The 21,866-nt window shown below is 58.6% G+C and carries 19 protein-coding genes; 8 read left to right on the forward strand and 11 right to left on the reverse strand.

The genetic code is table 11. The features are described 5' to 3' along the window. Positions 1 to 132: 132 nt before the first annotated feature. The 5 genes from rplT to G5168_RS13065 form a co-directional block, all read right to left on the reverse strand. Positions 133 to 489 (reverse strand): 50S ribosomal protein L20, encoded by a 357-nt coding sequence (gene rplT / locus G5168_RS13045; RefSeq protein WP_005300683.1) that lies wholly within the window; start codon positions 487 to 489, stop codon positions 133 to 135. A gap of 15 nt (positions 490 to 504) precedes the next feature. Beyond that, on the reverse strand, positions 505 to 702 hold the full coding sequence (gene rpmI / locus G5168_RS13050) for a 50S ribosomal protein L35 (protein ID WP_005300673.1): 198 nt from the start codon (positions 700 to 702) through the stop codon (positions 505 to 507). Between the two features lie 86 nt (positions 703 to 788). After that, positions 789 to 1,319, reverse strand: a complete 531-nt coding sequence (infC, locus tag G5168_RS13055) for a translation initiation factor IF-3 (protein WP_234923365.1) — start codon at positions 1,317 to 1,319, stop codon at positions 789 to 791. Positions 1,320 to 1,340: 21 nt separating this feature from the next. Beyond that, a complete protein-coding gene (gene thrS, locus G5168_RS13060) occupies positions 1,341 to 3,269 on the reverse strand; it encodes a threonine--tRNA ligase (protein WP_005336690.1) in 1,929 nt (642 codons plus the stop codon). Between the two features lie 233 nt (positions 3,270 to 3,502). Then, positions 3,503 to 4,090: a tetratricopeptide repeat protein gene (locus G5168_RS13065; RefSeq protein ID WP_227342860.1), complete on the reverse strand. Its 588-nt coding sequence runs from the start codon at positions 4,088 to 4,090 to the stop codon at positions 3,503 to 3,505. 173 nt (positions 4,091 to 4,263) lie between these two features. On the opposite strand from G5168_RS13065, the gene G5168_RS13070 reads away from it, so the two are divergent. Next, the gene (locus tag G5168_RS13070) at positions 4,264 to 5,319 is read left to right on the forward strand and encodes a PA0069 family radical SAM protein (RefSeq protein ID WP_227342858.1); all 1,056 of its coding nucleotides are present in this window, start codon (positions 4,264 to 4,266) and stop codon (positions 5,317 to 5,319) included. Positions 5,320 to 5,490: 171 nt separating this feature from the next. Here G5168_RS13070 and G5168_RS13075 read toward each other — a convergent pair whose 3' ends face one another. Continuing rightward, the gene (locus tag G5168_RS13075; RefSeq protein WP_005345370.1) at positions 5,491 to 5,646 is read right to left on the reverse strand and encodes a hypothetical protein; all 156 of its coding nucleotides are present in this window, start codon (positions 5,644 to 5,646) and stop codon (positions 5,491 to 5,493) included. A 262-nt stretch (positions 5,647 to 5,908) separates the two neighbouring features. Between G5168_RS13075 and G5168_RS13080 the strand changes: the two genes are divergently transcribed. After that, positions 5,909 to 7,306, forward strand: a complete 1,398-nt coding sequence (locus G5168_RS13080; RefSeq protein WP_421252310.1) for an alpha-amylase family protein — start codon at positions 5,909 to 5,911, stop codon at positions 7,304 to 7,306. 116 nt (positions 7,307 to 7,422) lie between these two features. On the opposite strand, the gene gyrA is transcribed toward G5168_RS13080, so the two are convergent. Beyond that, positions 7,423 to 10,170, reverse strand: coding sequence for a DNA topoisomerase (ATP-hydrolyzing) subunit A (gyrA, locus tag G5168_RS13085; RefSeq protein ID WP_043820157.1), 2,748 nt, complete (start codon positions 10,168 to 10,170; stop codon positions 7,423 to 7,425). Positions 10,171 to 10,368: 198 nt separating this feature from the next. On the opposite strand from gyrA, the gene ubiG reads away from it, so the two are divergent. The 5 genes from ubiG to yfaE all read left to right on the forward strand — a co-directional run bounded on the left by ubiG (position 10,369) and on the right by yfaE (position 16,206). Further along, a complete protein-coding gene (ubiG, locus tag G5168_RS13090) occupies positions 10,369 to 11,085 on the forward strand; it encodes a bifunctional 2-polyprenyl-6-hydroxyphenol methylase/3-demethylubiquinol 3-O-methyltransferase UbiG (protein WP_058058173.1) in 717 nt (238 codons plus the stop codon). Then, positions 11,085 to 11,780 carry an HAD family hydrolase gene (locus G5168_RS13095; RefSeq protein ID WP_421230885.1) on the forward strand — a complete coding sequence of 232 codons (696 nt, stop codon included), beginning with the start codon at positions 11,085 to 11,087 and terminating at the stop codon, positions 11,778 to 11,780. Before ubiG ends, G5168_RS13095 begins: the two co-directional genes overlap by 1 nt. Positions 11,781 to 12,404: 624 nt before the next feature. After that, positions 12,405 to 14,672, forward strand: coding sequence for a class 1a ribonucleoside-diphosphate reductase subunit alpha (nrdA, locus tag G5168_RS13100; protein WP_421230886.1), 2,268 nt, complete (start codon positions 12,405 to 12,407; stop codon positions 14,670 to 14,672). 80 nt (positions 14,673 to 14,752) lie between these two features. Continuing rightward, positions 14,753 to 15,886, forward strand: coding sequence for a class Ia ribonucleoside-diphosphate reductase subunit beta (nrdB, locus tag G5168_RS13105; protein ID WP_421252311.1), 1,134 nt, complete (start codon positions 14,753 to 14,755; stop codon positions 15,884 to 15,886). Then, on the forward strand, positions 15,883 to 16,206 hold the full coding sequence (gene yfaE / locus G5168_RS13110) for a class I ribonucleotide reductase maintenance protein YfaE (RefSeq protein ID WP_421230887.1): 324 nt from the start codon (positions 15,883 to 15,885) through the stop codon (positions 16,204 to 16,206). The genes nrdB and yfaE overlap by 4 nt, the downstream gene beginning before the upstream one ends. A gap of 117 nt (positions 16,207 to 16,323) precedes the next feature. On the opposite strand, the gene mltA is transcribed toward yfaE, so the two are convergent. Then, a complete protein-coding gene (mltA, locus tag G5168_RS13115) occupies positions 16,324 to 17,475 on the reverse strand; it encodes a murein transglycosylase A (RefSeq protein WP_421173214.1) in 1,152 nt (383 codons plus the stop codon). A 149-nt stretch (positions 17,476 to 17,624) separates the two neighbouring features. Here mltA and G5168_RS13120 point away from each other — a divergent pair, with 149 nt between their 5' ends. Further along, entirely contained in the window at positions 17,625 to 17,876 is a 252-nt protein-coding gene (locus G5168_RS13120; protein ID WP_216953548.1) for a DUF1289 domain-containing protein, read from the forward strand. 101 nt (positions 17,877 to 17,977) lie between these two features. Here the strand turns inward: G5168_RS13120 and fruA are convergent, their stop codons facing one another. From fruA to fruB, 3 genes are read right to left on the reverse strand one after another with little or no spacing between them, the layout of a single operon-like run. Then, entirely contained in the window at positions 17,978 to 19,714 is a 1,737-nt protein-coding gene (fruA, locus tag G5168_RS13125; RefSeq protein WP_421252312.1) for a PTS fructose transporter subunit IIBC, read from the reverse strand. Then, a complete protein-coding gene (gene pfkB, locus G5168_RS13130) occupies positions 19,711 to 20,700 on the reverse strand; it encodes a 1-phosphofructokinase (RefSeq protein ID WP_252412026.1) in 990 nt (329 codons plus the stop codon). The genes fruA and pfkB overlap by 4 nt, the downstream gene beginning before the upstream one ends. Next, positions 20,700 to 21,800 (reverse strand): fused PTS fructose transporter subunit IIA/HPr protein, encoded by a 1,101-nt coding sequence (fruB, locus tag G5168_RS13135; protein WP_058057666.1) that lies wholly within the window; start codon positions 21,798 to 21,800, stop codon positions 20,700 to 20,702. Before fruB ends, pfkB begins: the two co-directional genes overlap by 1 nt. Positions 21,801 to 21,866 lie beyond the last annotated feature (66 nt).

The following is a 21,866-nucleotide window of genomic DNA, read 5'->3' on the forward strand; positions in this document are numbered from 1 at the left end:
GTCCGTTTCACACCTTGTCCCATCGGGTTCTCCATGTATTGGGGGGGAAAGGTGTAAACCATATTCAGGACGGGACAACAGATACAAAAAAGGAGGCCTAAGCCTCCTTTATTTTTTATAACAGTGCTGGAATTAGACCAGAGCTGCTTTAGCTTTTTCAACCAGGGCGGTGAAAGCCAGCTTGTCGTGAACGGCGATATCGGACAGGATCTTGCGATCGATCTCGATAGAAGCCTTCTTCAGACCGTTGATCAGACGGCTGTAGGACAGACCGTTCTGACGGGCAGCAGCGTTGATACGCGCAATCCACAGCTGACGGAATTGACGCTTTTTCTGGCGACGGTCACGGTAGGCATACTGACCAGCTTTGGTTACCGCTTGTACCGCTACGCGGTAAACACGGGAACGGGCGCCGTAGTAACCCTTGGCGGCTTTCATTACTTTCTTGTGACGAGCACGAGCAGTCACACCACGTTTAACTCTTGGCATTTTTCACATCCCCCCTTATGCGTACGGCAGACAAGCGACAACACGTTTGTGGTCGGCAGCGGAAACAAAGAACTTCGGTCCCAGCTGACGCTTACGCTTACTGCTCTTCTTGGTCAGGATGTGACGCAGGTGGTTGTGCTTGCACTTGAAGCGACCTGAGCCAGTCTTCTTGAAGCGCTTTGCGGCGCCCCGGTTGGTTTTCATCTTCGGCATTTCATACTCCGCATTGTGAGTGACAACAAAATCGCAAGGCGAACCGACTCATGGAGCGAGCCCCATGAGTCAATTTCTTGTGGGCCTTAAGATTTCTTCTTAGGTGCGAGGACCATCACAGCTTGACGGCCTTCGACTTTCGGGAACGATTCGACTACGGCTAACTCTTCCAGATCGTTCTTGACGCGCTCAAGAACCTTGATACCAAGATCCTGGTGTGCCATTTCACGACCACGGAAGCGCAGGGTGACCTTAGCCTTGTCCCCGTCTTCCAGAAAGCGAACCAGGTTGCGTAGTTTTACCTGATAGTCGCCTTCGTCAGTGCCAGGACGGAATTTGATCTCCTTGACCTGGACGACTTTCTGCTTTTTCTTCTGTTCTTTGGTGGTTTTGCTCTTTTCGTAGAGGAATTTGCCGTAATCCATGATCCGGCAAACGGGCGGCTCGGCGTTCGGACTGATCTCGACCAGATCCACTTCGGCCTCTGCGGCCAAGTTCAGTGCTTCCTGGATAGATACGATGCCAAGAGCTTCGCCATCCAGACCAGCCAAACGAACTTCTTTCAGACGGATCTCTTCATTGATCCGGTGAGCGCGGGCTTGCGGTTGCTTGCCCAGTTTTTTTCCGCCTTTTATAGCTTATTCCTCCACTTTCTTTTGTCCGCGGGTCTGAACTTCCTGGGTCAGCAGAGCGATGAACTCTTCAACAGGATAAGTGCCCAGGTCAGCCCCTTTACGAGTCCGTACTGCAATCTTACCGGCTTCAACTTCTTTATCGCCGCAGACCAGCATGAAAGGTACTCGCTTCAAAGTATGCTCGCGGATTTTAAAGCCAATCTTCTCATTTCTCAAGTCCGCTTTTGCGCGAAGGCCCGCATCATTCAATGCTTTGGCTACTTTCACCGCATAATCGGCCTGATTGTCCGTGATATTCATGACCACAGCCTGAGTCGGAGCCAACCAGGTCGGGAACAGACCGGCGTACTCTTCAGTCAGAATACCGATGAAGCGCTCGATAGAACCCAAGATGGCCCGGTGGATCATCACAGGTACATGACGATCGTTGTTTTCGCCCACATAAGTGGCACCCAGACGACCAGGCAGGGCAAAGTCGAGCTGCACGGTACCACATTGCCACGCACGATCAAGGCAATCGTGCAGGGTAAATTCAATTTTTGGACCGTAGAACGCCCCTTCACCCGGCTGCAAATCGTACTTCAGACCGTTGAGCTCCAGCGCTTCGGCCAGCGCTTTCTCGGCGCGATCCCACATCTCGTCAGAGCCGATACGCTGCTCGGGACGAGTGGAGAGCTTGACCACGATGTTCTCGAAGCCAAAGGTACCGTAGACGTCATAGACCATACGAATACAGCCGGAGACCTCTTCCATGATCTGCTCTTCGGTACAGAAGATGTGAGCGTCATCCTGAGTGAAACCGCGCACCCGCATCAGACCGTGCAGGGAACCGGACGGCTCGTTGCGGTGGCAGGAACCAAACTCGGCCATCCGCAGCGGCAGATCGCGGTAGGACTTCAGACCCTGGTTGAAGATCTGGACGTGACCCGGGCAGTTCATCGGCTTGATGGCGTACTCGCGGTTTTCGGACTGGGTGGTGAACATGGCCTGGGCATACTTCTCCCAGTGACCTGAACGCTCCCACAGGACGCGGTCCATCATGAACGGACCTTTCACTTCCTGATAGTCGTACTCTTTGAGCTTGCCGCGGATAAAGGTTTCCAGCTCACGGAAGATGGTCCAGCCATCGTTGTGCCAGAACACCATACCGGGTGCTTCTTCCTGCATGTGATACAGGTCGAGCTGCTTGCCGATCTTGCGGTGGTCGCGCTTGGCGGCCTCTTCCAGACGCTGCAGATAAGCCTTGAGCTGCTTCTTGTCAGCCCAGGCAGTACCGTAGATACGCTGCAGCATCTTGTTGTTGGAGTCGCCACGCCAGTAGGCGCCGGACATCTTCAGCAACTTGAAGTGGTGGCAGTGACGCATGTTGGGCACGTGCGGGCCGCGACACATGTCGATGTACTCTTCGTGATGATAGAGACCTGGCTGGTCATCACGGGCAATGTTCTGATCCAGGATTTCGACTTTGTAAGACTCGCCGCGCGCCTCGAATACATCGCGCGCTTCTTGCCAGGAGACTTTCTTCTTGATGACGTCGTAATCCTTGGCTACCAGCGCCAGCATGCGCTCTTCCAGGGCAGCCAGATCTTCATCGGTCAGGGTACGGTCAAGATCAACGTCATAGTAGAAGCCGTTGTCGATGACAGGACCGATGGCCATCTTGGTCTGGGGCCAGAGTTGCTTGATAGCATGACCCAGCAAGTGAGCGCAGGAGTGGCGCAGGATGTCCAGACCTTCTTCGTCTTTGGCGGTGATGATGGCCAGCGCAGCATCGGCTTCGATCAGCTCGCATGCATCCACCAGTTCACCGTTTACCCGACCGGCAATGCACGCCTTGGCGAGACCGGGACCGATGTCCGCAGCCACATCCATGACGGAAACAGAGTGGGCAAATTGACGTTGGCTGCCGTCAGGCAGAGTAATGATTGGCATTATGTGTTTCCTTATACAGTGGTGACCCCTACCAAAGGTCACATGCGGGATGGAAAAGAGATTCAAAAAGGTGATGTTCTGGTTCTCCACAGCACTTTGCGAAGACGGCCTGACACGCAAACAGCATGTCTAACATGACAAACCAAGCCAAAACGGCCCCCATGCTACCAGAAGTCGGGCGTGCTGTATCGGATTTGCAGATATTTTCTACAGTCAAATGAGTCGCCTACCGACTATTCGCCAAGCAGGGATTGCCAGTTGAAGTCAAAGTCACTGCTCCCCTCCTCTGCCAGCGCCAGCTCTTGCAGCACCTGAAGCGCCAGCTTGTTGCCCTTTTGTGCCGCCTGATAGAGCCACTGTTTCGCCTGAGCCAGATCGACCCTGCCGCTGACCCCCATCAGATGAAGCACACCGACTTTCAGCATGGCCGGGACATCACCATTGCGGGCAGCCTGCTCCATCCAGTGAAAGGCTTGGCGCAGATCTCGCTTGACCCCGACACCGCGCAGATAGAGCTCTGCCAGCCGATATTGGCCGAAGGGATCTCCTGCCTGCGCCGACTGGCGATAGAGGCTGATGGCCTGATGGATATCCTGCTCGCTCCCCTGCCCCACCTCATGACTCCAGCCCATCAGGGCTTGCGCCCGAGGTTGGCCTTGATCGGCCAGTGGCGACCAGATCCGGGTCGCCTCATCAAAGTGACCGGTACGCCAGGCACGGTTGGCGGCAGCCATCTCCTGCTCGGTGGAGAGCGGAAGCAGACGCCAGATAACCAGCGCAAACAGACCGATAAACAGCCAACGGGAAGTGGTGGGGCTCATGATGATTTCCGTGATCCAGTTCTCATTTCGTCTATGTAAACGAAATGTAGCGTTGCGATCAAGCAAGAGATCCCTACGACAACCCTTTTTGCACCCGGTCGATCAGCAGTTGTTGTCATTTATCCGGGGTACCTGCAAAATAACTGTATGTATAAACAGTGTCGGTGCACACCATGGCAGGACGAGGCAGCCCCAACAATATCGATCACCGTTTTAGCGGCCCCCTTGTCGAAGCGGTCGATGACGGCTGGCAATCGTCCGATTGGGATGCCGCCTTCACTTCTTCTGTGCCTGGCACCGAGGTGCGGGAGATCGATGCACGCAGTATCATCAGCTACAACAGCTCGCCGGATGTCCCCTTTGGTCGCTCCATCAACCCCTATCAGGGGTGCGAACACGGCTGCATCTACTGCTATGCCAGACCCAGTCACGCCTATCTGGAACTCTCCCCTGGTCTTGATTTCGAGAGCAAGCTGTTTGCTAAACGCAATGCAGCCGACCTGCTGCACCGGGAGTTTGCCAAACCTGCCTATCAGCCACAGACCATCTTCATTGGCGCCAATACCGACCCCTATCAACCCATCGAGCAGCGCTATCGCCTCACCCGCCAGTTGTTGGAAGTGATGCTGGCACACCGCCACCCGGTCGGACTCATTACCAAGAGCGCCATGATCTTGCGCGACCTCGATCTGTTGACCGAGCTGGCCAGAGAGGGACTGTGTCAGGTGATGGTGTCGGTGACGACCTTGAACGAAACCCTGCGGCGACAGTTGGAGCCCCGCGCCAGCACGGGTGCCGGCCGCTTGAAAGTGATCGAGAAGCTGGCCAACGCTGGCGTGCAGGTGGGGGTACTGGCCGCCCCCATGATCCCGCGGCTCAATGAACCGGAGCTGGAGCAGATCATCAAATCGGCTGCCAACGCTGGCGCCTGTTGCGCCGACTATATCTTGCTGCGCTTGCCTCACGAGCTGGCGCCGCTGTTCAGTGACTGGCTGGATGAGCACTATCCCGGCCAGAAGGAGGCAATTTTGAACCAGCTGCGTGCCAGCCGCGGTGGCGGGCTCAACAGTACCGCCTTCGGCACCCGCATGCGCGGCGAGGGGCACTTTGCCGATCTGCTGGCCCAGCGCTTTCGCCTTATCAGCAAGCGCCTTGATCTGGGCAAACGCCATATTCAGCTCAGGCTGGATGGGTTTATCCGCCCCGGGGAGCAGCTGTCGCTCTTCTAATCCCCCCTTTTACGCCCTGCATACATCAGATGCACAACCCTTGCCTGCCAAGAGGTTGAGAGGAAGGCCTGCCGCAACACATCCTGTGGAAACCCCGCTTTTCAGAATTTTCCAACGAAGTAGCCATGTCGCGACAAGAAAGCGCTACCCGGTAAAGAGAGGGCTAACGCCTTAGCCTGCGCGCTGATCCCGACCCTGCTGCACCATTTCAACCGGTAGTCGCGAGGGTTCATGGGCCACTTCGTGCTCATCCTCTTCATACAGCGGCACCTCTGACTCGCCCCATACCCGGCTCCACCAAATTTCCCACGTGATCCAACTGGTCATATGCAGCTCCTGACGGTGAAGGTGATAGCAACAACGCACCACTCGCCCGGCAGGATAGCGGCTGGGAATGACAGGGAAATGACAAAAAAATCAGTTGTAAAAAGGCAACTGGCGGTGGCGAGGAAAAGCCGAAACAGTTCACATATTCGGCGAAATCACTCTGAAAGCGGTCACAAATCTGCAGGTTGTGGATTGCAGCTCACTCTGTTCCCACCAAAGCTGGGTTGCCCATTCAGGCATCTATAAAAACAGGGACACAATAATGAAACACACAGCGGGAATATGGGCGATCGCAGGCATGCTGATCGCCCCCTTGGCGCACGCCGACGTCATACTGCACGCCTTCAACTGGAAGTACAGTGAAGTGACCGCCAAAGCCGACCTTATCAAGTCGGCCGGCTACAAACAGGTACTCATCTCGCCGCCTCTCAAGTCATCAGGCAACGAATGGTGGGCCCGTTACCAGCCGCAGGATCTGCGCCTTGTCGACTCACCCCTTGGCAATAAACAGGATCTCGAGCAGCTGATCGCCGCCATGAAGGCGCGGGGCATCGCCGTCTATGCCGATGTGGTGCTCAACCACATGGCCAACGAAAGCTGGAAACGCCAGGACCTCAACTATCCCGGCAACGAGCTGCTGCAAAGCTACGCCAGCAACCCGGCCTATTTCGAGCGCCAGAAACTGTTTGGCGATCTGGGGCAAAACTTCCTCTCCGGTCAGGATTTTCATCCCGAAGGGTGCATCAGTGACTGGAGCGATCCGGGTCATGTCCAGTATTGGCGTCTCTGTGGCGGTGCCGGTGACAAGGGGCTGCCGGATCTGGATCCCAACAACTGGGTAGTCAGCCAGCAACAGGCCTATCTCAAGGCGCTCAAGGGGATGGGGATCAAGGGCTTTCGGGTCGATGCGGTCAAACACATGAGCGATTACCAGATCAATGCCGTGTTCACCCCCGAGATCAAACAGGGGATGCATGTGTTTGGCGAGGTGATCACCACAGGGGGCGCAGGCAGCGCCGATTACGAGCGCTTCCTCAAACCCTACCTCGACAGCAGCGGCCAGGGTGCCTATGACTTTCCGCTGTTTTCCTCCCTGCGCGGGGCGCTAGGGTATGGCGGCAGCATGAACCTGCTGGCAGATCCGGGAGCTTATGGTCAGGCGCTGCCGGGTAGCCGCGCCGTCACCTTTGCCGTGACCCACGACATCCCCACCAACGACGGCTTCCGCTATCAGATCTTAAGCCAGACTGACGAGAAGCTGGCCTATGCCTACCTGCTTGGGCGCGATGGTGGCTCGCCGCTGGTCTACTCCGATCACGGCGAGACCCAGGCCAAGGATGGACTGCGCTGGCAGGATTACTACCAGCGCGCCGATCTCAAGGGGATGATCCGCTTCCACAATGCGGTGCAGGGTCAACCCATGCAGTTGATCGGCAGCGGTGACTGCTTCGTGCTATTCAAACGGGGCAAACAGGGGCTGGTCGGCATCAACAAGTGCGACTATGAGCAGGAGTATTGGCTCGATACCGCCAAATTCGAGATGAACTGGTATCGCAACTATCGTGACGTGCTCGACCAAGGCGCCGTGGTCAACGTGCAGAGCCAGTGGGTACGGGTCGCCATTCCCGCCCGCAGCGCCAGAATGTGGTTGCAGGAGTAATCCGCCAGCCCCCTGTCGCGCAGGAAGCTGGCAGTCATAAAAAGCAGACAAATAAAAAGAGCGACCACCAGGGTCGCTCTTTTTGCTCAGAGACGTTGCTCGGGTACTGGTGACGATTACTCGTCGCCCGCTTCCCCTGCATCGACCGCATCAGTGCCGGTCGCGGTATCGGTACCTTCAGATACCTCACCGTCAACGGCCAGAGCGTCGTTCTCGTCTTCGTCGCTCTCGGCGATGCGCTGCAGGCCAACCACGGTCTCGTCTTCACCGGTACGGATCAGACGGACACCGCCGGTGTTACGGCCAATGACGCTCACCTCGGCAACACGGGTACGCACCAGGGTACCGCCGTTGGTGATCAGCATGATCTGGTCGGTATCTTCGACCTGGATTGCATCGATCACCTTGCCATTACGCTCATCCACCTTGATGGAGATAACGCCCTGGGTACCACGGCTCTTGGTCGGGTACTCGGCCAACGCAGTCCGCTTGCCGTAACCGTTCTCGGTGGCGGTGAGGATGGCACCTTCGCCGCGCGGAACGATGAGGGAAACCACCTTGTCACCGGCGCCCAGCTTGATGCCGCGCACACCGGCGGCGGTACGACCCATCGGACGCACGCCCTTGAAGGTACCCTTGCTTTCGGTGCCTTCGCCGTTGTCGCTGCCATCATCGTCATTGCTGGCATCGTCGTCGGTTTCAACGTCATCGCTGACATCGGCATCGGCGCGACCGCTGCCTTCGGCGAAGCGAACGACTTTGCCCGCGTCGGAGAAGAGCATGATCTCGTTGCTACCATCGGTGATATCCACCCCGATCAGCTCATCACCCTCTTTAAGGTTGATGGCACGAATACCGGAGGAGAGCGGACGGCTGAAGTCAGAGAGGCTGGTCTTCTTCACGGTACCGTTGGCGGTGGCAAAGAACACATACTTCTCGGCATCATACTCCTTCACCGGCAGGATAGCGGTGATACGCTCACCCTCTTCCAGCGGCAGCAGGTTGATGATCGGACGACCACGGGCGCCACGGGACGCTTCCGGCAGCTGATAGACCTTGAGCCAGTAGACCTTGCCACGGGTGGAGAAGCACAAAATGGTGTCGTGGGTGTTGGCCACCAGCAGACGCTCCACAAAGTCCTCTTCCTTGATCCGGGTGGCCGACTTGCCACGACCACCGCGGCGCTGGGCCTCGTAGTCGGAGAGCGGCTGATACTTCACATAGCCCTGGTGAGACAGGGTAACCACCACGTCTTCCGGGGTGATCAGATCTTCGATGTTGATCTCGGCACTGGACATGCTGATCTCGGTGCGACGCTCGTCGCCATACTGCTCACGCACGGCCAGCAGTTCATCGCGGATCACTTCCATCAGACGAGCCGGGCTCGCCAGGATATGCAGCAACTCGGCAATCAGATCCAGCAGAGATTGGTACTCTTCCAGGATCTTCTCGTGCTCGAGGCCAGTCAGCTTGTGCAGACGCAGGTCAAGGATGGCCTGGGCTTGCTGTTCGGTCAGGAAGTATTGGCCTTCACGGATACCGAACTCGGGCTCCAGCCACTCGGGCCGTGCCGCGTCGTCGCCCGCTTTTTCAAGCATGGCGGCCACGTTGCCGAGTTCCCAGCCCTTGGCAACCAGGCCCGCTTTCGCGTCGGCCGGGGTCGCGCTGTGGCGGATCAGCTCGATGATGGGATCGATGTTGGCCAGCGCAACCGCCAGACCTTCCAAAATGTGCGCCCGATCCCGCGCCTTGCGCAGTTCAAACACGGTCCGGCGAGTTACCACTTCACGGCGGTGCAGCAGGAACGCATCCAGGATCTCTTTAAGGTTCATCACCTTGGGCTGGTTGTTATCGAGCGCCACCATGTTGATGCCGAACGTGGTCTGCATCTGGGTGTGCTTGTAGAGATTGTTCAGCACAATCTCGCCGGACTCGCCGCGCTTGATCTCGATAACGATGCGCATGCCGTCTTTGTCAGACTCATCGCGCAGGGCACTGATGCCCTCGATCTTCTTCTCTTTGACCAGCTCGGCGATCTTCTCGATCAGTCGAGCCTTGTTCACCTGATAGGGGATCTCGTGAACGATGATGGTCTCGCGACTGGTCTTCTCGTCCACTTCCACTTCAGCCTTGGCCCGCACATAGATGGAGCCACGACCGGTACGGTACGCCTGCACGATGCCGGAACGACCGTTGATAATGCCGCCGGTGGGGAAATCCGGGCCGGTGATGTAGGTCATCAGCTCGTCAATGGTGAGGTCGCCGTTTTCGATCAGCGCCAGGCAGCCGTTGACAATCTCGGTGAGGTTGTGAGGCGGAATGTTGGTCGCCATACCCACCGCGATACCGGAGGAGCCGTTGACCAGCAGGTTGGGAACCTTGGTAGGCATGACCGCCGGGATCATCTCGGTGCCGTCATAGTTCGGCACCCAGTCCACGGTCTCTTTGTCCAGATCAGCCAGCAGCTCGTGGGAGATGCGGGCCATCCGCACTTCGGTATAACGCATCGCCGCGGCGCTGTCGCCGTCGACTGAACCGAAGTTGCCCTGACCATCGACCAGCATGTAACGCATGGAGAAATCCTGCGCCATCCGGACAATGGTGTCATACACAGCGCTATCGCCGTGCGGGTGATATTTACCGATTACGTCACCGACCACACGGGCCGATTTTTTATAGGGCTTGTTCCAGTCGTTCCCCAACTCGTTCATAGCAAACAGAACGCGGCGGTGAACCGGTTTCAAGCCATCACGCACATCCGGCAGAGCTCGTCCTACGATCACGCTCATGGCGTAATCAAGATAGGAACTCTTGAGCTCTTCTTCGATGTTGACCGGCGTGATCTCTCTGGCCAGATCGCTCATAGAAAGCCTTATCCCTAATTAGTTGTTCTTTGGCTTAAACAGCGCGACATGGTAACACACTGAGCCAAATACCTTAAGCCACAAATCGGGTATCAGATCGGGCTGGTGTGACAAAGTCCGTCCGTTATAATGCCCGCCAGGACAATAGATTGCGCCCATGACTCAGAAGCGGGCGCCCTGCCACAGGATCTTCGAAAAATGAACAGTGATGCCAATGTCGATCTGACAGAAATCGCCAAGTTTGAAGCCATCGCCTCCCGCTGGTGGGACATGGAAGGTGAATTCAAACCCCTGCATCAAATCAATCCGGTACGCCTTGACTGGATCACCGACAAAAGTGGCGGTCTGTTTGGCAAGCGCATGCTCGATATCGGATGTGGTGGCGGCATCCTCTCCGAGAGCATGGCCCGCCGTGGTGCCAGGGTCACCGGCATCGACATGGGTAAGGAACCCCTCGGCGTCGCCCGCCTGCACGCCCTTGAGCAGGGTGTTGAGCTCGAATATCGCCAGATCACTGCCGAAGCCCATGCCGCTGAAGTGCCAGGCCAATATGACGTGGTCACCTGCATGGAGATGCTGGAGCATGTACCGGACCCCGCCTCCGTGTTGCGCGCCATCGCCACCTTGGTGCGCCCGGGCGGCCGGGTGTTTGTCTCCACCATCAACCGCAACCCCAAATCCTATCTGATGATGATCATCGGGGCCGAATACCTGATGAAGATGGTGCCCAAGGGTACCCACGATCACAAAAAATTCATCACCCCGGCCGAACTGTGTCGCATGGGTGAAGCAGCTGGCCTGCTGGTGCGGGATATGAGCGGGGTGCACTATGCACCGCTCTCCAACAGTTTCAAGCTCGGCAAAAATGTCGACGTCAACTATATGGTGGAGTTTGTCCGCCCGGAGCACGGTTGATGAGCTCCTCTCACCTGCTGCCTCTTCGTTGCGTGCTGTTCGATCTGGATGGCACCCTGCTCGACACAGCCCCGGATCTGGGGGCCGCCGTCAACCATGTGCTGGTGAGCGAAGGCTTTGCGCCGCTCTCTGACGACATCATTCGTCAGACCACCTCCCACGGAGCGCTCGGGCTGCTGAAAGCGGGCCTCGGCGACGAACTGCTTGAAGAGCTGGGGGCCACACGCCTGCGCAATGCCCTGCTCGACTACTACGCGGCCAACCTCTGTGTCGGGACCCGTCCCTATGAGGGAATGGTGGATCTTATCGAGTGGCTCGACGAGAAACAGCTCCCCTGGGGCATAGTCACCAACAAGCCGGGCTTTCTCACCGAGCCGCTGCTGGCGGCCCTGCCACAGCTTGCCAGCTGCGGCGTCACCGTCAGCGCCGACACCCTGCCGGTACGCAAGCCCGACCCCGCCCCTATGTTCTTTGCCTGTGAGAAGCTGGGGGTCGAGGCGGCTCACTGCCTCTATGTGGGGGATCATGTGCGGGATATCGAAGCGGGCCGCAATGCTGGCATGCGCACCGCGGTCGCTGGCTGGGGCTATCTCAATGATGAGGAAGATCCCGCCCAGTGGGGCGCCGACCTGCAATTCGATACCGTGCAAGCCCTGCACCACTGGCTGCGCTATGAGTTGACGGCCAAGGTGTAACGCACAGCCTTACCGGCTGATATGCGATAACGGGGCGAAGAGACTCTCCGCCCCTTGCATCTCTTCCTTTACGCTCCTGCGTCCTGCGCCACCATCACTCGTCTATTCATGGATAATAAAGGCAGCTTACAGTCTATTGGATACCCATTTGACACGCACACAACCGTCACAAAGCGGCCACAAACCACCGTCATCTGATGCAAAGCCCTTGCCACGCTGAGCCCGCGGCTGCGACAACTGGACAGCTTTTGACCCTTGTTGCATAAGGGATAATCAGCCGCCGTTTGCTAGTAAAAAGCCCCCCGTTTCGCAAGCAAAAAAAGTTATTTAAATTTTCCATCTTCGATCGGGAGACTTGCTTTTAGCGGAGCGGACGAATGAAAACCCGCTCACTGTGAGCGGTCACTAACTGATGGGGCAAGACTCACAATTTATCCACAGCTCGTCACTTATCCACACATTGCAATGGCGGGCTGACCTCACTATCTTGTAGCTCGAACTTAAAATAACACTACATCTTGTGATTCATCGCACAATCTCTACCCAATACCTGCACATCGCCGGGGCCAGGGGTGGTGTCATTGTGCGATGGTTTTTCGGGAATCAACTGAAGGTCATCAGCCAATGAACTTGTTTGTGACGAAGCGTAACGGACACAAAGAACCCATCGATCTGGATAAAATTCACCGCGTGCTGGACTGGGCCGCCGAAGGGCTCGACAACGTGTCGGTCTCCCAGGTAGAGCTCAAGTCCCACATCCAGTTCTATGACGGTATCCGTACCGCCGACATTCACGAAACCATCATCAAGGCGACGGCTGACCTCATCTCCGAGCAGACCCCTGACTACCAGTACATGGCCGCCCGTCTGGCCATCTTCCACCTGCGCAAGAAGGCCTACGGCCAGTTCGAACCGCCCCACCTCTACCAGCACGTGGCTCGTCTGGTCGACATGGGCAAGTACGACAAACACCTGCTGGAAGACTACACCCAGGCTGAATTCGAAGAGCTGAACGCGCACATGGATCACTGGCGCGACATGAACTTCTCCTACGCGGCGGTCAAGCAGCTGGAAGGCAAGTATCTGGTACAAAACCGCGTCACCGGCGAGATCTACGAGAGCCCGCAGTTCCTCTACATTCTGGTAGCGGCCTGCCTCTTCTCCAAGTATCCGAAGGATACCCGTCTGGACTACATCAAGCGCTTCTATGATGCGGTCTCGACCTTCAAGATCTCGCTGCCGACCCCGATCATGAGCGGCGTGCGCACCCCGACCCGTCAGTTCAGCTCCTGCGTACTGATCGAGTGCGACGACAGCCTGGACTCCATCAACGCCACCGCCAGCTCCATCGTGCGTTACGTTTCCCAGCGCGCCGGTATCGGCATCAACGCAGGTCGCATCCGCGGTCTTGGCAGCCCCATCCGTGGTGGCGAAGCGTTCCACACCGGTTGCATCCCCTTCTACAAATACTTCCAGACTGCCGTGAAGTGCTGCTCCCAGGGCGGCGTGCGCGGCGGTGCGGCCACCCTGTTCTACCCGCTGTGGCACACCGAAGTGGAAAGCCTGCTGGTGCTGAAGAACAACCGCGGCGTGGAAGAGAACCGTGTTCGTCACATGGACTACGGCGTGCAGATCAACAAGCTGATGTACCAGCGCCTCATCAAGGGCGGTGACATCACACTGTTCTCCCCGTCCGATGCGCCGGGTCTGTACGACGCCTTCTTCGCCGATCAGGACAAGTTCGAAGAGCTCTACGTCAAGTACGAGCAGGATCCGGCCATTCGCAAGAAGACCCTGAAAGCGGTAGACCTCTTCTCCTTGATGATGCAAGAGCGTGCCGGTACCGGTCGCATCTACATCCAGAACGTGGATCACTGCAACACCCACAGCCCGTTCGACCCGAGCGTGGCGCCGGTACGCCAGTCCAACCTCTGCCTCGAGATTGCGCTGCCGACCAAGCCGCTCAACAACATCGACGACGAGAACGGCGAGATCGCTCTGTGCACCCTCTCTGCCTTCAACCTGGGTGCCATCGACAAACTGGAAGATCTGGAAGAGATGGCGGATCTGGCCGTGCGCGCCCTCGATGCCCTGCTCGACTATCAGGACTACCCGATTGCCGCCGCCAAGAAGGGCAGCATGGGTCGTCGCACCCTGGGGATCGGCGTCATCAACTACGCCTACTACCTGGCTAAAAACGGTGCCCGCTACTCTGATGGCTCCGGTCTGGCACTGACTCACCGCACCTTCGAGGCCATTCAGTACTATCTGCTGAAAGCCTCCGTGCAGCTGGCCCGCGAGTTCGGCCCCTGCCCGCTGTTTGGCGAGACCACCTATGCCCAGGGCATTCTGCCGATCGACACCTACAAGAAGGATCTGGATGCGCTGTGCAACGAGCCGCTGCATCTGGATTGGGAAAGCCTGCGTGAAGAGATCAAATCCGTGGGCCTGCGCAACTCCACCCTGACCGCCCTGATGCCGAGCGAGACCTCCAGCCAGATCTCCAACGCCACCAACGGTATCGAGCCGCCGCGCGGTCTGGTGTCGGTCAAGGCCTCCAAAGACGGCATTCTCAAACAGGTGGTGCCCGAGTATGATCGCCTGAAAGATCAATACGAACTGCTCTGGAAGCAACCGAGCGTCGACGGCTACCTGCAGCTGGTCGGTATCATGCAGAAGTTTGTGGATCAGGCGATCTCCGCCAACACCAACTACGACCCGGCCCGTTTCGAAGGCAACAAGGTGCCGATGAAGCAGCTGCTGAAGGACTTGCTGACCGCCTACAAATACGGCCTCAAGACCCTGTACTATCACAACACCCGTGATGGTGCGGACGATGCACAGACCGATCTGCAAGATGACGGTTGTGCTGGCGGGGCTTGCAAAATCTAAGTCACGGCAAGATCTGATAACCGGGCGGGAGCGACAAGCTCCCGCTCTCCTGTTTTCTCCATACAGACATTCTGGTAACCATGGCCTATTCAACTTTCTGCCAAACCCAAAACGACCAGCTCAAAGAGCCGATGTTTTTTGGCCAATCGGTCAACGTAGCCCGTTATGATCAACAAAAGCACGAAGTGTTCGAGCGGCTGATCGAAAAGCAACTCTCCTTCTTCTGGCGCCCGGAAGAGGTGGATGTCTCCCGTGATCGCATCGACTATCAGGCCCTGCCGCCCCACGAGCAGCACATCTTCATCTCCAACCTGAAGTACCAGACCCTGCTGGACTCCATTCAGGGCCGCAGCCCCAACGTGGCGCTGCTGCCGCTGGTCTCCATTCCGGAGCTGGAAACCTGGATTGAGACCTGGGCCTTCTCGGAGACCATCCACTCTCGCTCCTACACCCACATAATCCGCAATATCGTCAACACCCCCGCCCAGGTGTTCGACGACATCGTGACCAACGAGCAGATCTTGAAGCGCGCCGGCTCCATCAGCCACTTCTACGACGACCTGATCGAAGCGACCGCCCTCTACAACCTGCATGGTGAAGGGACCCACACCGTCGCGGGCCGCGAAGTGACCATCACCTTGCGCGAGCTCAAGAAGAAGCTCTATCTGTGCCTGATGAGTGTCAACGCGCTGGAAGCGATCCGCTTCTACGTCAGCTTCGCCTGCTCCTTTGCCTTCGCCGAGCGTGAACTGATGGAAGGCAACGCCAAGATCATCAAGATGATCGCCCGCGACGAAGCGCTGCACCTCACCGGCACCCAGCACATGCTGAACCTGATGCGCACCGGCCAGGATGACCCGGAGATGGCCGAGATCGCCGCCGAGTGCGAACAGGCCTGCTTCGAGATCTTCAAGGAAGCGGCCATTCAGGAGAAAGAGTGGGCCGAGTACCTGTTCCAGGACGGCTCCATGATCGGCCTGAACAAGGACATCCTCTGCCAGTATGTGGAGTACATCACCAACCTGCGCATGAGCGCAGTCGGCCTGCTGCCAGCCTTTGCAGGTACCAAGCAAAACCCGATCCCCTGGATCAACACCTGGCTCTCTTCCGACAACGTGCAGGTCGCCCCGCAAGAGGTAGAGGTCAGCTCCTATCTGGTCGGCCAAATCGACAGCGAAGTCAATGCCGACGACCTGGGTGATTTCGAGCTGTGAGTGACGCCACCAACACGCTGACCCCTGCCCCGCACGCACCTGCCGAACAGCATGCGGTCGTGGCACCACGGGTACATACCCGGGATGGTGCCGTGCTGCACGCCCATCCCGGCGAAAGCGTGTTGGAGACCCTGGAGCGCCATGGTCATCATGTGGAGTTCCAGTGTCGAAGCGGCTATTGCGGCGCCTGCCGCACTCCGCTGATGGCTGGCAAGGTGCACTATCCTTCGGTGCCGCTGGCATTTGTCGCCCAAGGGGAGTGCCTCCCCTGCTGCTGCAAACCGGTCGGCGCCATCCGGCTGGATATCCGGAAGAGCTGACGCAGCCACCAGCTGCCACTCTCACAAAATAGAAAGCCGCCGGAGCAATCCGGCGGCTTTCTTTGTCTCTTCACATTGCTCGGGCGCCCGATGACAGACGCCCAAAGCCTCAGAGGATTACAACCAGGGGGCGGCAGTCGGCCCGTGGTGCAGGCCAAGCTTCCAGACCCGGCCGAAGTGTTTGTAGTGACCGGCTGCGACACCAGCCTTCTCACCCATACCGTGGTAGAGATCGAGGTGTCCCTTCTTCACCGCTCCGCCCACATCCAGCGCAATCAACAAGCGCAGCTGGTGCTTGCCGGTCCAGTTGCCCTCTTTATCGAGCAAAGGAACTTCGGCCAGGATCGGGGTACCCATCGGCAGCAGGGTCTTGTCGGCAGCGACGGCCGCCAGCGGCAGCAGCGGGATACCGGCGGCACCGATCACATCATTAGTCGGGCGACGCTCGAAGAAGACATAGGAGGGGTTCTGCTCTACCAGCTCCTTGACCCTGTGCTCAGGTTGCTGGTTGGCCCACTCCTTGATGGCCTTCATCGACATCTGCTCCTTGGGCACTTCACCGCGGTCAATCAGCACCCGGCCAATGCTCACATAGCCGTGGCCGTTCTTGCCGCTGTAACCCAGATATTGCAGCCTATCGTCGTCACCGTAGTGAACAAAGCCCGATCCCTGCACGTCCATCAGGAAGTTGTCGATAAGGGATTTGCTGTAACCCAGCTCCAACCCGCGGTTGGCAAGGGCGCCCTGGTGGATCTGTGCCCGGGTCGGACAACGGCTGCCGCAGTTGGGCATGGCATAGATGGGGTACTTATACTCGGCATCCGGGCGGTGACGCACCTCCAGCACCGGCGAGTAGTAGCCGGTAAAGAGCACGTTACCCATGCGATCGGCGCCGCCCAGCTGAGCCAGGCTGATGCCGTAACGGGTGATGTCGGCAGGATTGCCGCCGCCCGCCACCCAGCGGGAGAGCTGGTGATAGAGCTCGCCATAACGGCTCGCCATCCGCCCTGAACGCTGCATGACAATGCGACTCTGGGGGCCAAACTTGCTGTAATCGGCACTGGCACGACTGTTGACCCGCTCGACCCGCACCAGATCCCCCGGCAAGGTACCGTCCAGATACTGCTTGCCCAGATTTTCCGGCACCTCGCAGTTGAGAAAACATCTGTCATCAGTCTGTTTTTTTGGCACCTCTGCTTTGTCAGAGTTACCCGCACACCCGGCCAACCCCAGCACTATCGCGGTCAGCCAGAATCCGTGTTTGTTCATATGTCCTCATTTAACACCAAGAGTCCTGCTCGGCGGCAAGATGCCAAATTTGCAGGGGGAAAGCAAACGACATCAATCACTTGAAGAGAGATTTCTCCAAAGGGAGGATGCTGGGTTATAACAAGGTGACAGGATATGCGAGGTAATGGATGGAACAGCTCGAAATATTCCCGTTGCAGAGCCCCTGTATCGGGGTCTGCGAGGTGAACAACAAGGGCTATTGCAAAGGATGCCTGCGCAATCGCGAGGAGCGTTTCAACTGGCAGAAAATGAGCCCGGCCCAGCAACAGGATGTAATGCGTCTGTGTCGCGCCCGCAAGGCGCGGGTTGAGGCTGCGAGGCGCAAAGCGCTGGAAGGAGCGCAACCCCAGTTGCCAGAACAACAAGGCTGGGAGTTTTAACCACTCCCTATCTTCCCCTCACAGGTTACCTATCCTCCCGACAAAACAAAAAGCGGCCCACAGGCCGCTCTTGGTTATGACGTCTTGCCGGGTGGCGAGGCTTATGCCGTGGCCAGCTTGGCCTGCTCTTCGCCGCGTTTGAGCATGGCGTAGGAGACACCGGTCAGCAGCGAGCCTGCCGCAATCGCCACGATATACATCATGACGTTGCTGATGGCGTGCGGGATAAAGAGCACAAACAGACCGCCGTGGGGTGCCATCAGCTCGCAGCCGAACAGCATGGAGAGCGCACCGGTCAGGGCACCGCCGACCATGCAGGCCGGGATGACCCGCATCGGATCCTTGGCGGCAAACGGGATGGCCCCCTCGGAGATAAAGCACAGACCTAGCACGAAGGAGGCCTTGCCCGCTTCCTGCTCCGCCTTGATGAACTTGGTGCGGGCCAGGAAGGTGGCGATCCCCATCCCCAGCGCCGGCACCATACCGGCGGCCATTACCGCAGCCATCGGGGCGTAGGTTTTGGAGGCCAGCAGGCCAACCCCGAAGGCGTAGGCTGCCTTGTTGACCGGACCCCCCATGTCGAAGCACATCATGGCGCCGATGATAACACCCAGCAGCACGGCGTTGGCAGAGCCCATGTTGTTGAGGAACTCGGTCATGGCATTCATGATGCCAGCCACCGGGCCACCCACCACGTAGATCATCACCAGACCGGTAAAGAGGCTGGCAAAGAGCGGAATGATCAGGATCGGCTTGAGCGCTTCCAGGGTAGTCGGCAGGCGCACCTTGTCGCTCAGGTATTTGGCGCTGTAACCGGCCAGGAAACCGGCCACGATACCGCCAAGGAAACCGGCGCCCAGCGAGCTTGCCAGCATGCCGCCGATCATGCCGGGAGCGAGGCCCGGACGGTCAGCGATGGAGTAGGCAATGTAACCGGCCAGCACCGGGATCATCAGGGCGAAGGCGGAGCCACCACCAATCTTCATCAGGGCGGCGGCCAGAGTGCCTTCCACCTTGAACGCCTCGATCCCGAATACAAACGAGAGCGCGATGATAAGGCCGCCCGCCACCACCATCGGGAGCATAAAGGAGACACCGGTCAGCAAATGCTTGTAGGGGCCTGCCTTCTCTTCTTTCTTGGGTTGGCTGGCGCCGCTGTGGCGATAGGTATTCGCCTCACTCCACGCCCTGTCGAGCTCGGCGCGGGTTTTCTTGAGCGCCGCACCCGTACTGGTGCGATAGACCGGCTTGCCGTCGAAACGGGCCATGTCCACCTCGATATCGGTGGCGAGGAACACCAGATCAGCGGATGCAATCTCCTCGGCAGTCAGGGCGTTCTGGGCACCGACCGAGCCTTGGGTTTCGACGCGGATCTGATAACCCAGCTGTTTGGCCATGGTCTCCAGCGCTTCTGCCGACATAAAGGTGTGGGCCACCCCGGTCGGGCAGGCAGTCACCGCCACGATGCGCTTGCCAACGGCGGCCGGTTTGGCGGCAGCATTGGCTACGGCGGAGGCGGCTTGATGACGATAGACGCTGGCACCACTGACGGCGGCTTCCAGCAAGGCGGCCGGATCCTGCAGGGCAAGATCCATGCTGCCCTGATAGACCCGCTTGCCATCATAGGCGGCGAGATCCACCGGAGCACTGGCAACAACCAGCACCAGATCAGCGGCGGCAATCTGCTCTTTTGAGGGGATCTGGCGCGGTTGCACGCTGGAGCCGACGTCAAGGGTGAGTTCCCAGCCAGCCTGTTTGGCCTGCTGTTCTATCCGTTTTGCAGCGAGAAAGCTGGTAGCAATGCCCGCTGGGCAAGCCGTAACCAAGATTGCTTTCATTGGGCATCTCCTGAGTTTTCCATTGAGGGGGTATGGCATTGAACTTGTGCCAGCACATCCAGACGCTCTACGCGCACCTGTTCAAGTAAAGGGTTGAGCACATTGATATCGTCAAAGCCGACCGCGACCTGACTGACCGCCAAGGCCGAGACGGCGGTGGCCAGCCGCAGGGTCTGCTCCGGCGTCCAGCCAAGGCTCAGACCATGGGCGAGACCGGCTACCAGGGAATCGCCAGCACCGACCGTACTGACCACCTGCATCCGCGGCGGAATAGCCTGCCAGACGGCATCCGGGGCAAACCAGATGAGGCCATCGGCACCGTTGGAGATCACCACGTTGGGGATGCCGCTTGCCTGCAACGCGCGTGCACACTCGGCCTGCTCGCTCAGCGTCTTGATGGGGTGGCCCGCCCACTGGCTCAGCTCCTCCAGATTGGGTTTGACCAGAGTCGGCGCCGCCTTGATCCCTTCGCTTAACGCCGCACCGCTGCAATCGAAGATCACCTGCTTGCCCTTGGCCTTGAGCAGGCGGATCAGATGGGCGCAGTAATCGGGGGCTACCCCTTTGGGCAAGCTGCCCGCCAGCACAAACCAGTCGGCGTGAGGGGCCAATTGGTCGATGGCCTGCTCCAGCGCGCTCACCTCCCCTTGCTGGATGGTGAGCCCCGGCAGATTGAGATCGGTGACCCGACCGGATTGCTCGGAGATCTTGACGTTGATGCGGGTGCTGCCCGCGACACGGACAAAGTGATCATCCAGCGCCCGCTCTGCAAACAGGGAGACAAAGCTCTGTTCATTGTCAGCGCCCAGCCAGCCGGTGACGCCTACCTCGCGGCCCAAATCCTTGAGCACCATGGCGACGTTGATCCCCTTGCCCGCCGCACGCAGGTTGGCCTCGCTCACCAGATTGACCTCGCCAAGGCTCATCGCCTCGAGACGAGTGGTGAGATCAAGGGCGGGGTTGAGGGTAATGGTGACAATCTTCATCAATGCGCCCCCTCGCCGAGACCAGCGGCGATCGCCTCACCGATCCCCTTGAGAGCCGCTTCGGCATCCGCCCCTTCGGCGCGAAATGCCAGACGGTGCCCGCACTTGACCCCAAGGCCGATCACCTTCATCAGGCTCTTGGCGGAGACCGCCTCGCCGCTGCCATCCAGATTGGCAACCCGGATGTCGGATGCAAACTCTTTGGCCACCTTGACCAGCATGGCGCCCGGACGGGCATGCAGGCCGTGGGGGTTGATGATGGTGAAGGTTTCAGAAAGACCACTCGCGGGGCCCGCCTGCAACATGGCCAGCCCCTCGCCGCCCGCCAGCGTAGCCAGCTGACCAGCGGCCGCCAGTTTGGCCAGATTCTCCAGTTGCGGCAGATGGCTGCTATCTGCGGCGCACAGCAGCAGCATGGCACTGACCGGCAGATCCCCTGCGCGAAGTTCGCTGCTAGGCGTTGCCAACACCCAGCCGGTCTGGGCCGCTTGCGCCCGGGCCAGCCAGACGCCCTCGCCCAGATAGGCAGGTTCGCTTGCCAGCAGCGCGCTCACCATGGCGGCATCGCCCCAGCCCGCAGACTTGGCGCGGGCGGCGGCTCCCAGCAGCAGTTGGTCGCGATCATCCGCTGGGAAGTCAGCCAGGGTCAGGTATTGCACCTCTTTGGCGGCAGTGGCACCGGTCAGGACATTGATGATGGTGTCGGCATCGGTGGCCTCTTTGAGCTGGGCAGCCGCCTGCTCGTCACCCAGCACATGGGTGAGCTGGCGCAAAATGCCCAGATGTTCGTCGGACTTGGCGGCGATGCCGATGGCGACGTAGGCGATCTGCCCCTCATCCCACTCGATACCATTGGGGAACTGGGCCACCATGACGCCGGTGCTCTTCACCAGATGACGGGTGTCGGTGGTGCCGTGGGGAATGGCGATGCCGCTGCCAAGATAGGTGGCATGCTGCGCTTCACGGGCCAGCATCCCATCCACATAGCCTGCTTCCACCAGACCGGCTTCGGTCAGTTTGCCTGCCAGCAGGGCAATGGCGTCCGACTTGGTCGCCACCGACTGTCCCAGCAAGATCTGCTCTCGCGCCAACTTCAACATAGAGACTCTCCATCAGGTTCCGGCCGCGCCGGTACGTCACAATTGAACATTCGGGTTACTCGCCAG

This window comes from Aeromonas sp. 600724 (genome assembly GCF_049175135.1).
In the GTDB taxonomy this organism is placed as follows: domain Bacteria; phylum Pseudomonadota; class Gammaproteobacteria; order Enterobacterales; family Aeromonadaceae; genus Aeromonas; species Aeromonas veronii_A.

Bases quoted from the DNA above. Each gene is read 5' to 3' on its own strand.
- fruA (WP_421252312.1), bottom strand. From the start codon at position 19,714: ATGAAAGCAATCTTGGTTACGGCTTGCCCAGCGGGCATTGCTACCAGC.
- G5168_RS13080 (WP_421252310.1), top strand. From the start codon at position 5,909: ATGAAACACACAGCGGGAATATGGGCGATCGCAGGCATGCTGATCGCC.
- G5168_RS13070 (WP_227342858.1), top strand. From the start codon at position 4,264: ATGGCAGGACGAGGCAGCCCCAACAATATCGATCACCGTTTTAGCGGC.
- fruB (WP_058057666.1), bottom strand. From the start codon at position 21,800: ATGTTGAAGTTGGCGCGAGAGCAGATCTTGCTGGGACAGTCGGTGGCG.
- mltA (WP_421173214.1), bottom strand. From the start codon at position 17,475: ATGAACAAACACGGATTCTGGCTGACCGCGATAGTGCTGGGGTTGGCC.
- rplT (WP_005300683.1), bottom strand. From the start codon at position 489: ATGCCAAGAGTTAAACGTGGTGTGACTGCTCGTGCTCGTCACAAGAAA.
- ubiG (WP_058058173.1), top strand. From the start codon at position 10,369: ATGAACAGTGATGCCAATGTCGATCTGACAGAAATCGCCAAGTTTGAA.
- thrS (WP_005336690.1), bottom strand. From the start codon at position 3,269: ATGCCAATCATTACTCTGCCTGACGGCAGCCAACGTCAATTTGCCCAC.
- pfkB (WP_252412026.1), bottom strand. From the start codon at position 20,700: ATGAAGATTGTCACCATTACCCTCAACCCCGCCCTTGATCTCACCACT.
- rpmI (WP_005300673.1), bottom strand. From the start codon at position 702: ATGCCGAAGATGAAAACCAACCGGGGCGCCGCAAAGCGCTTCAAGAAG.
- G5168_RS13065 (WP_227342860.1), bottom strand. From the start codon at position 4,090: ATGAGCCCCACCACTTCCCGTTGGCTGTTTATCGGTCTGTTTGCGCTG.
- G5168_RS13120 (WP_216953548.1), top strand. From the start codon at position 17,625: ATGGAACAGCTCGAAATATTCCCGTTGCAGAGCCCCTGTATCGGGGTC.
- G5168_RS13095 (WP_421230885.1), top strand. From the start codon at position 11,085: ATGAGCTCCTCTCACCTGCTGCCTCTTCGTTGCGTGCTGTTCGATCTG.
- nrdA (WP_421230886.1), top strand. From the start codon at position 12,405: ATGAACTTGTTTGTGACGAAGCGTAACGGACACAAAGAACCCATCGAT.
- nrdB (WP_421252311.1), top strand. From the start codon at position 14,753: ATGGCCTATTCAACTTTCTGCCAAACCCAAAACGACCAGCTCAAAGAG.
- gyrA (WP_043820157.1), bottom strand. From the start codon at position 10,170: ATGAGCGATCTGGCCAGAGAGATCACGCCGGTCAACATCGAAGAAGAG.
- G5168_RS13075 (WP_005345370.1), bottom strand. From the start codon at position 5,646: ATGACCAGTTGGATCACGTGGGAAATTTGGTGGAGCCGGGTATGGGGC.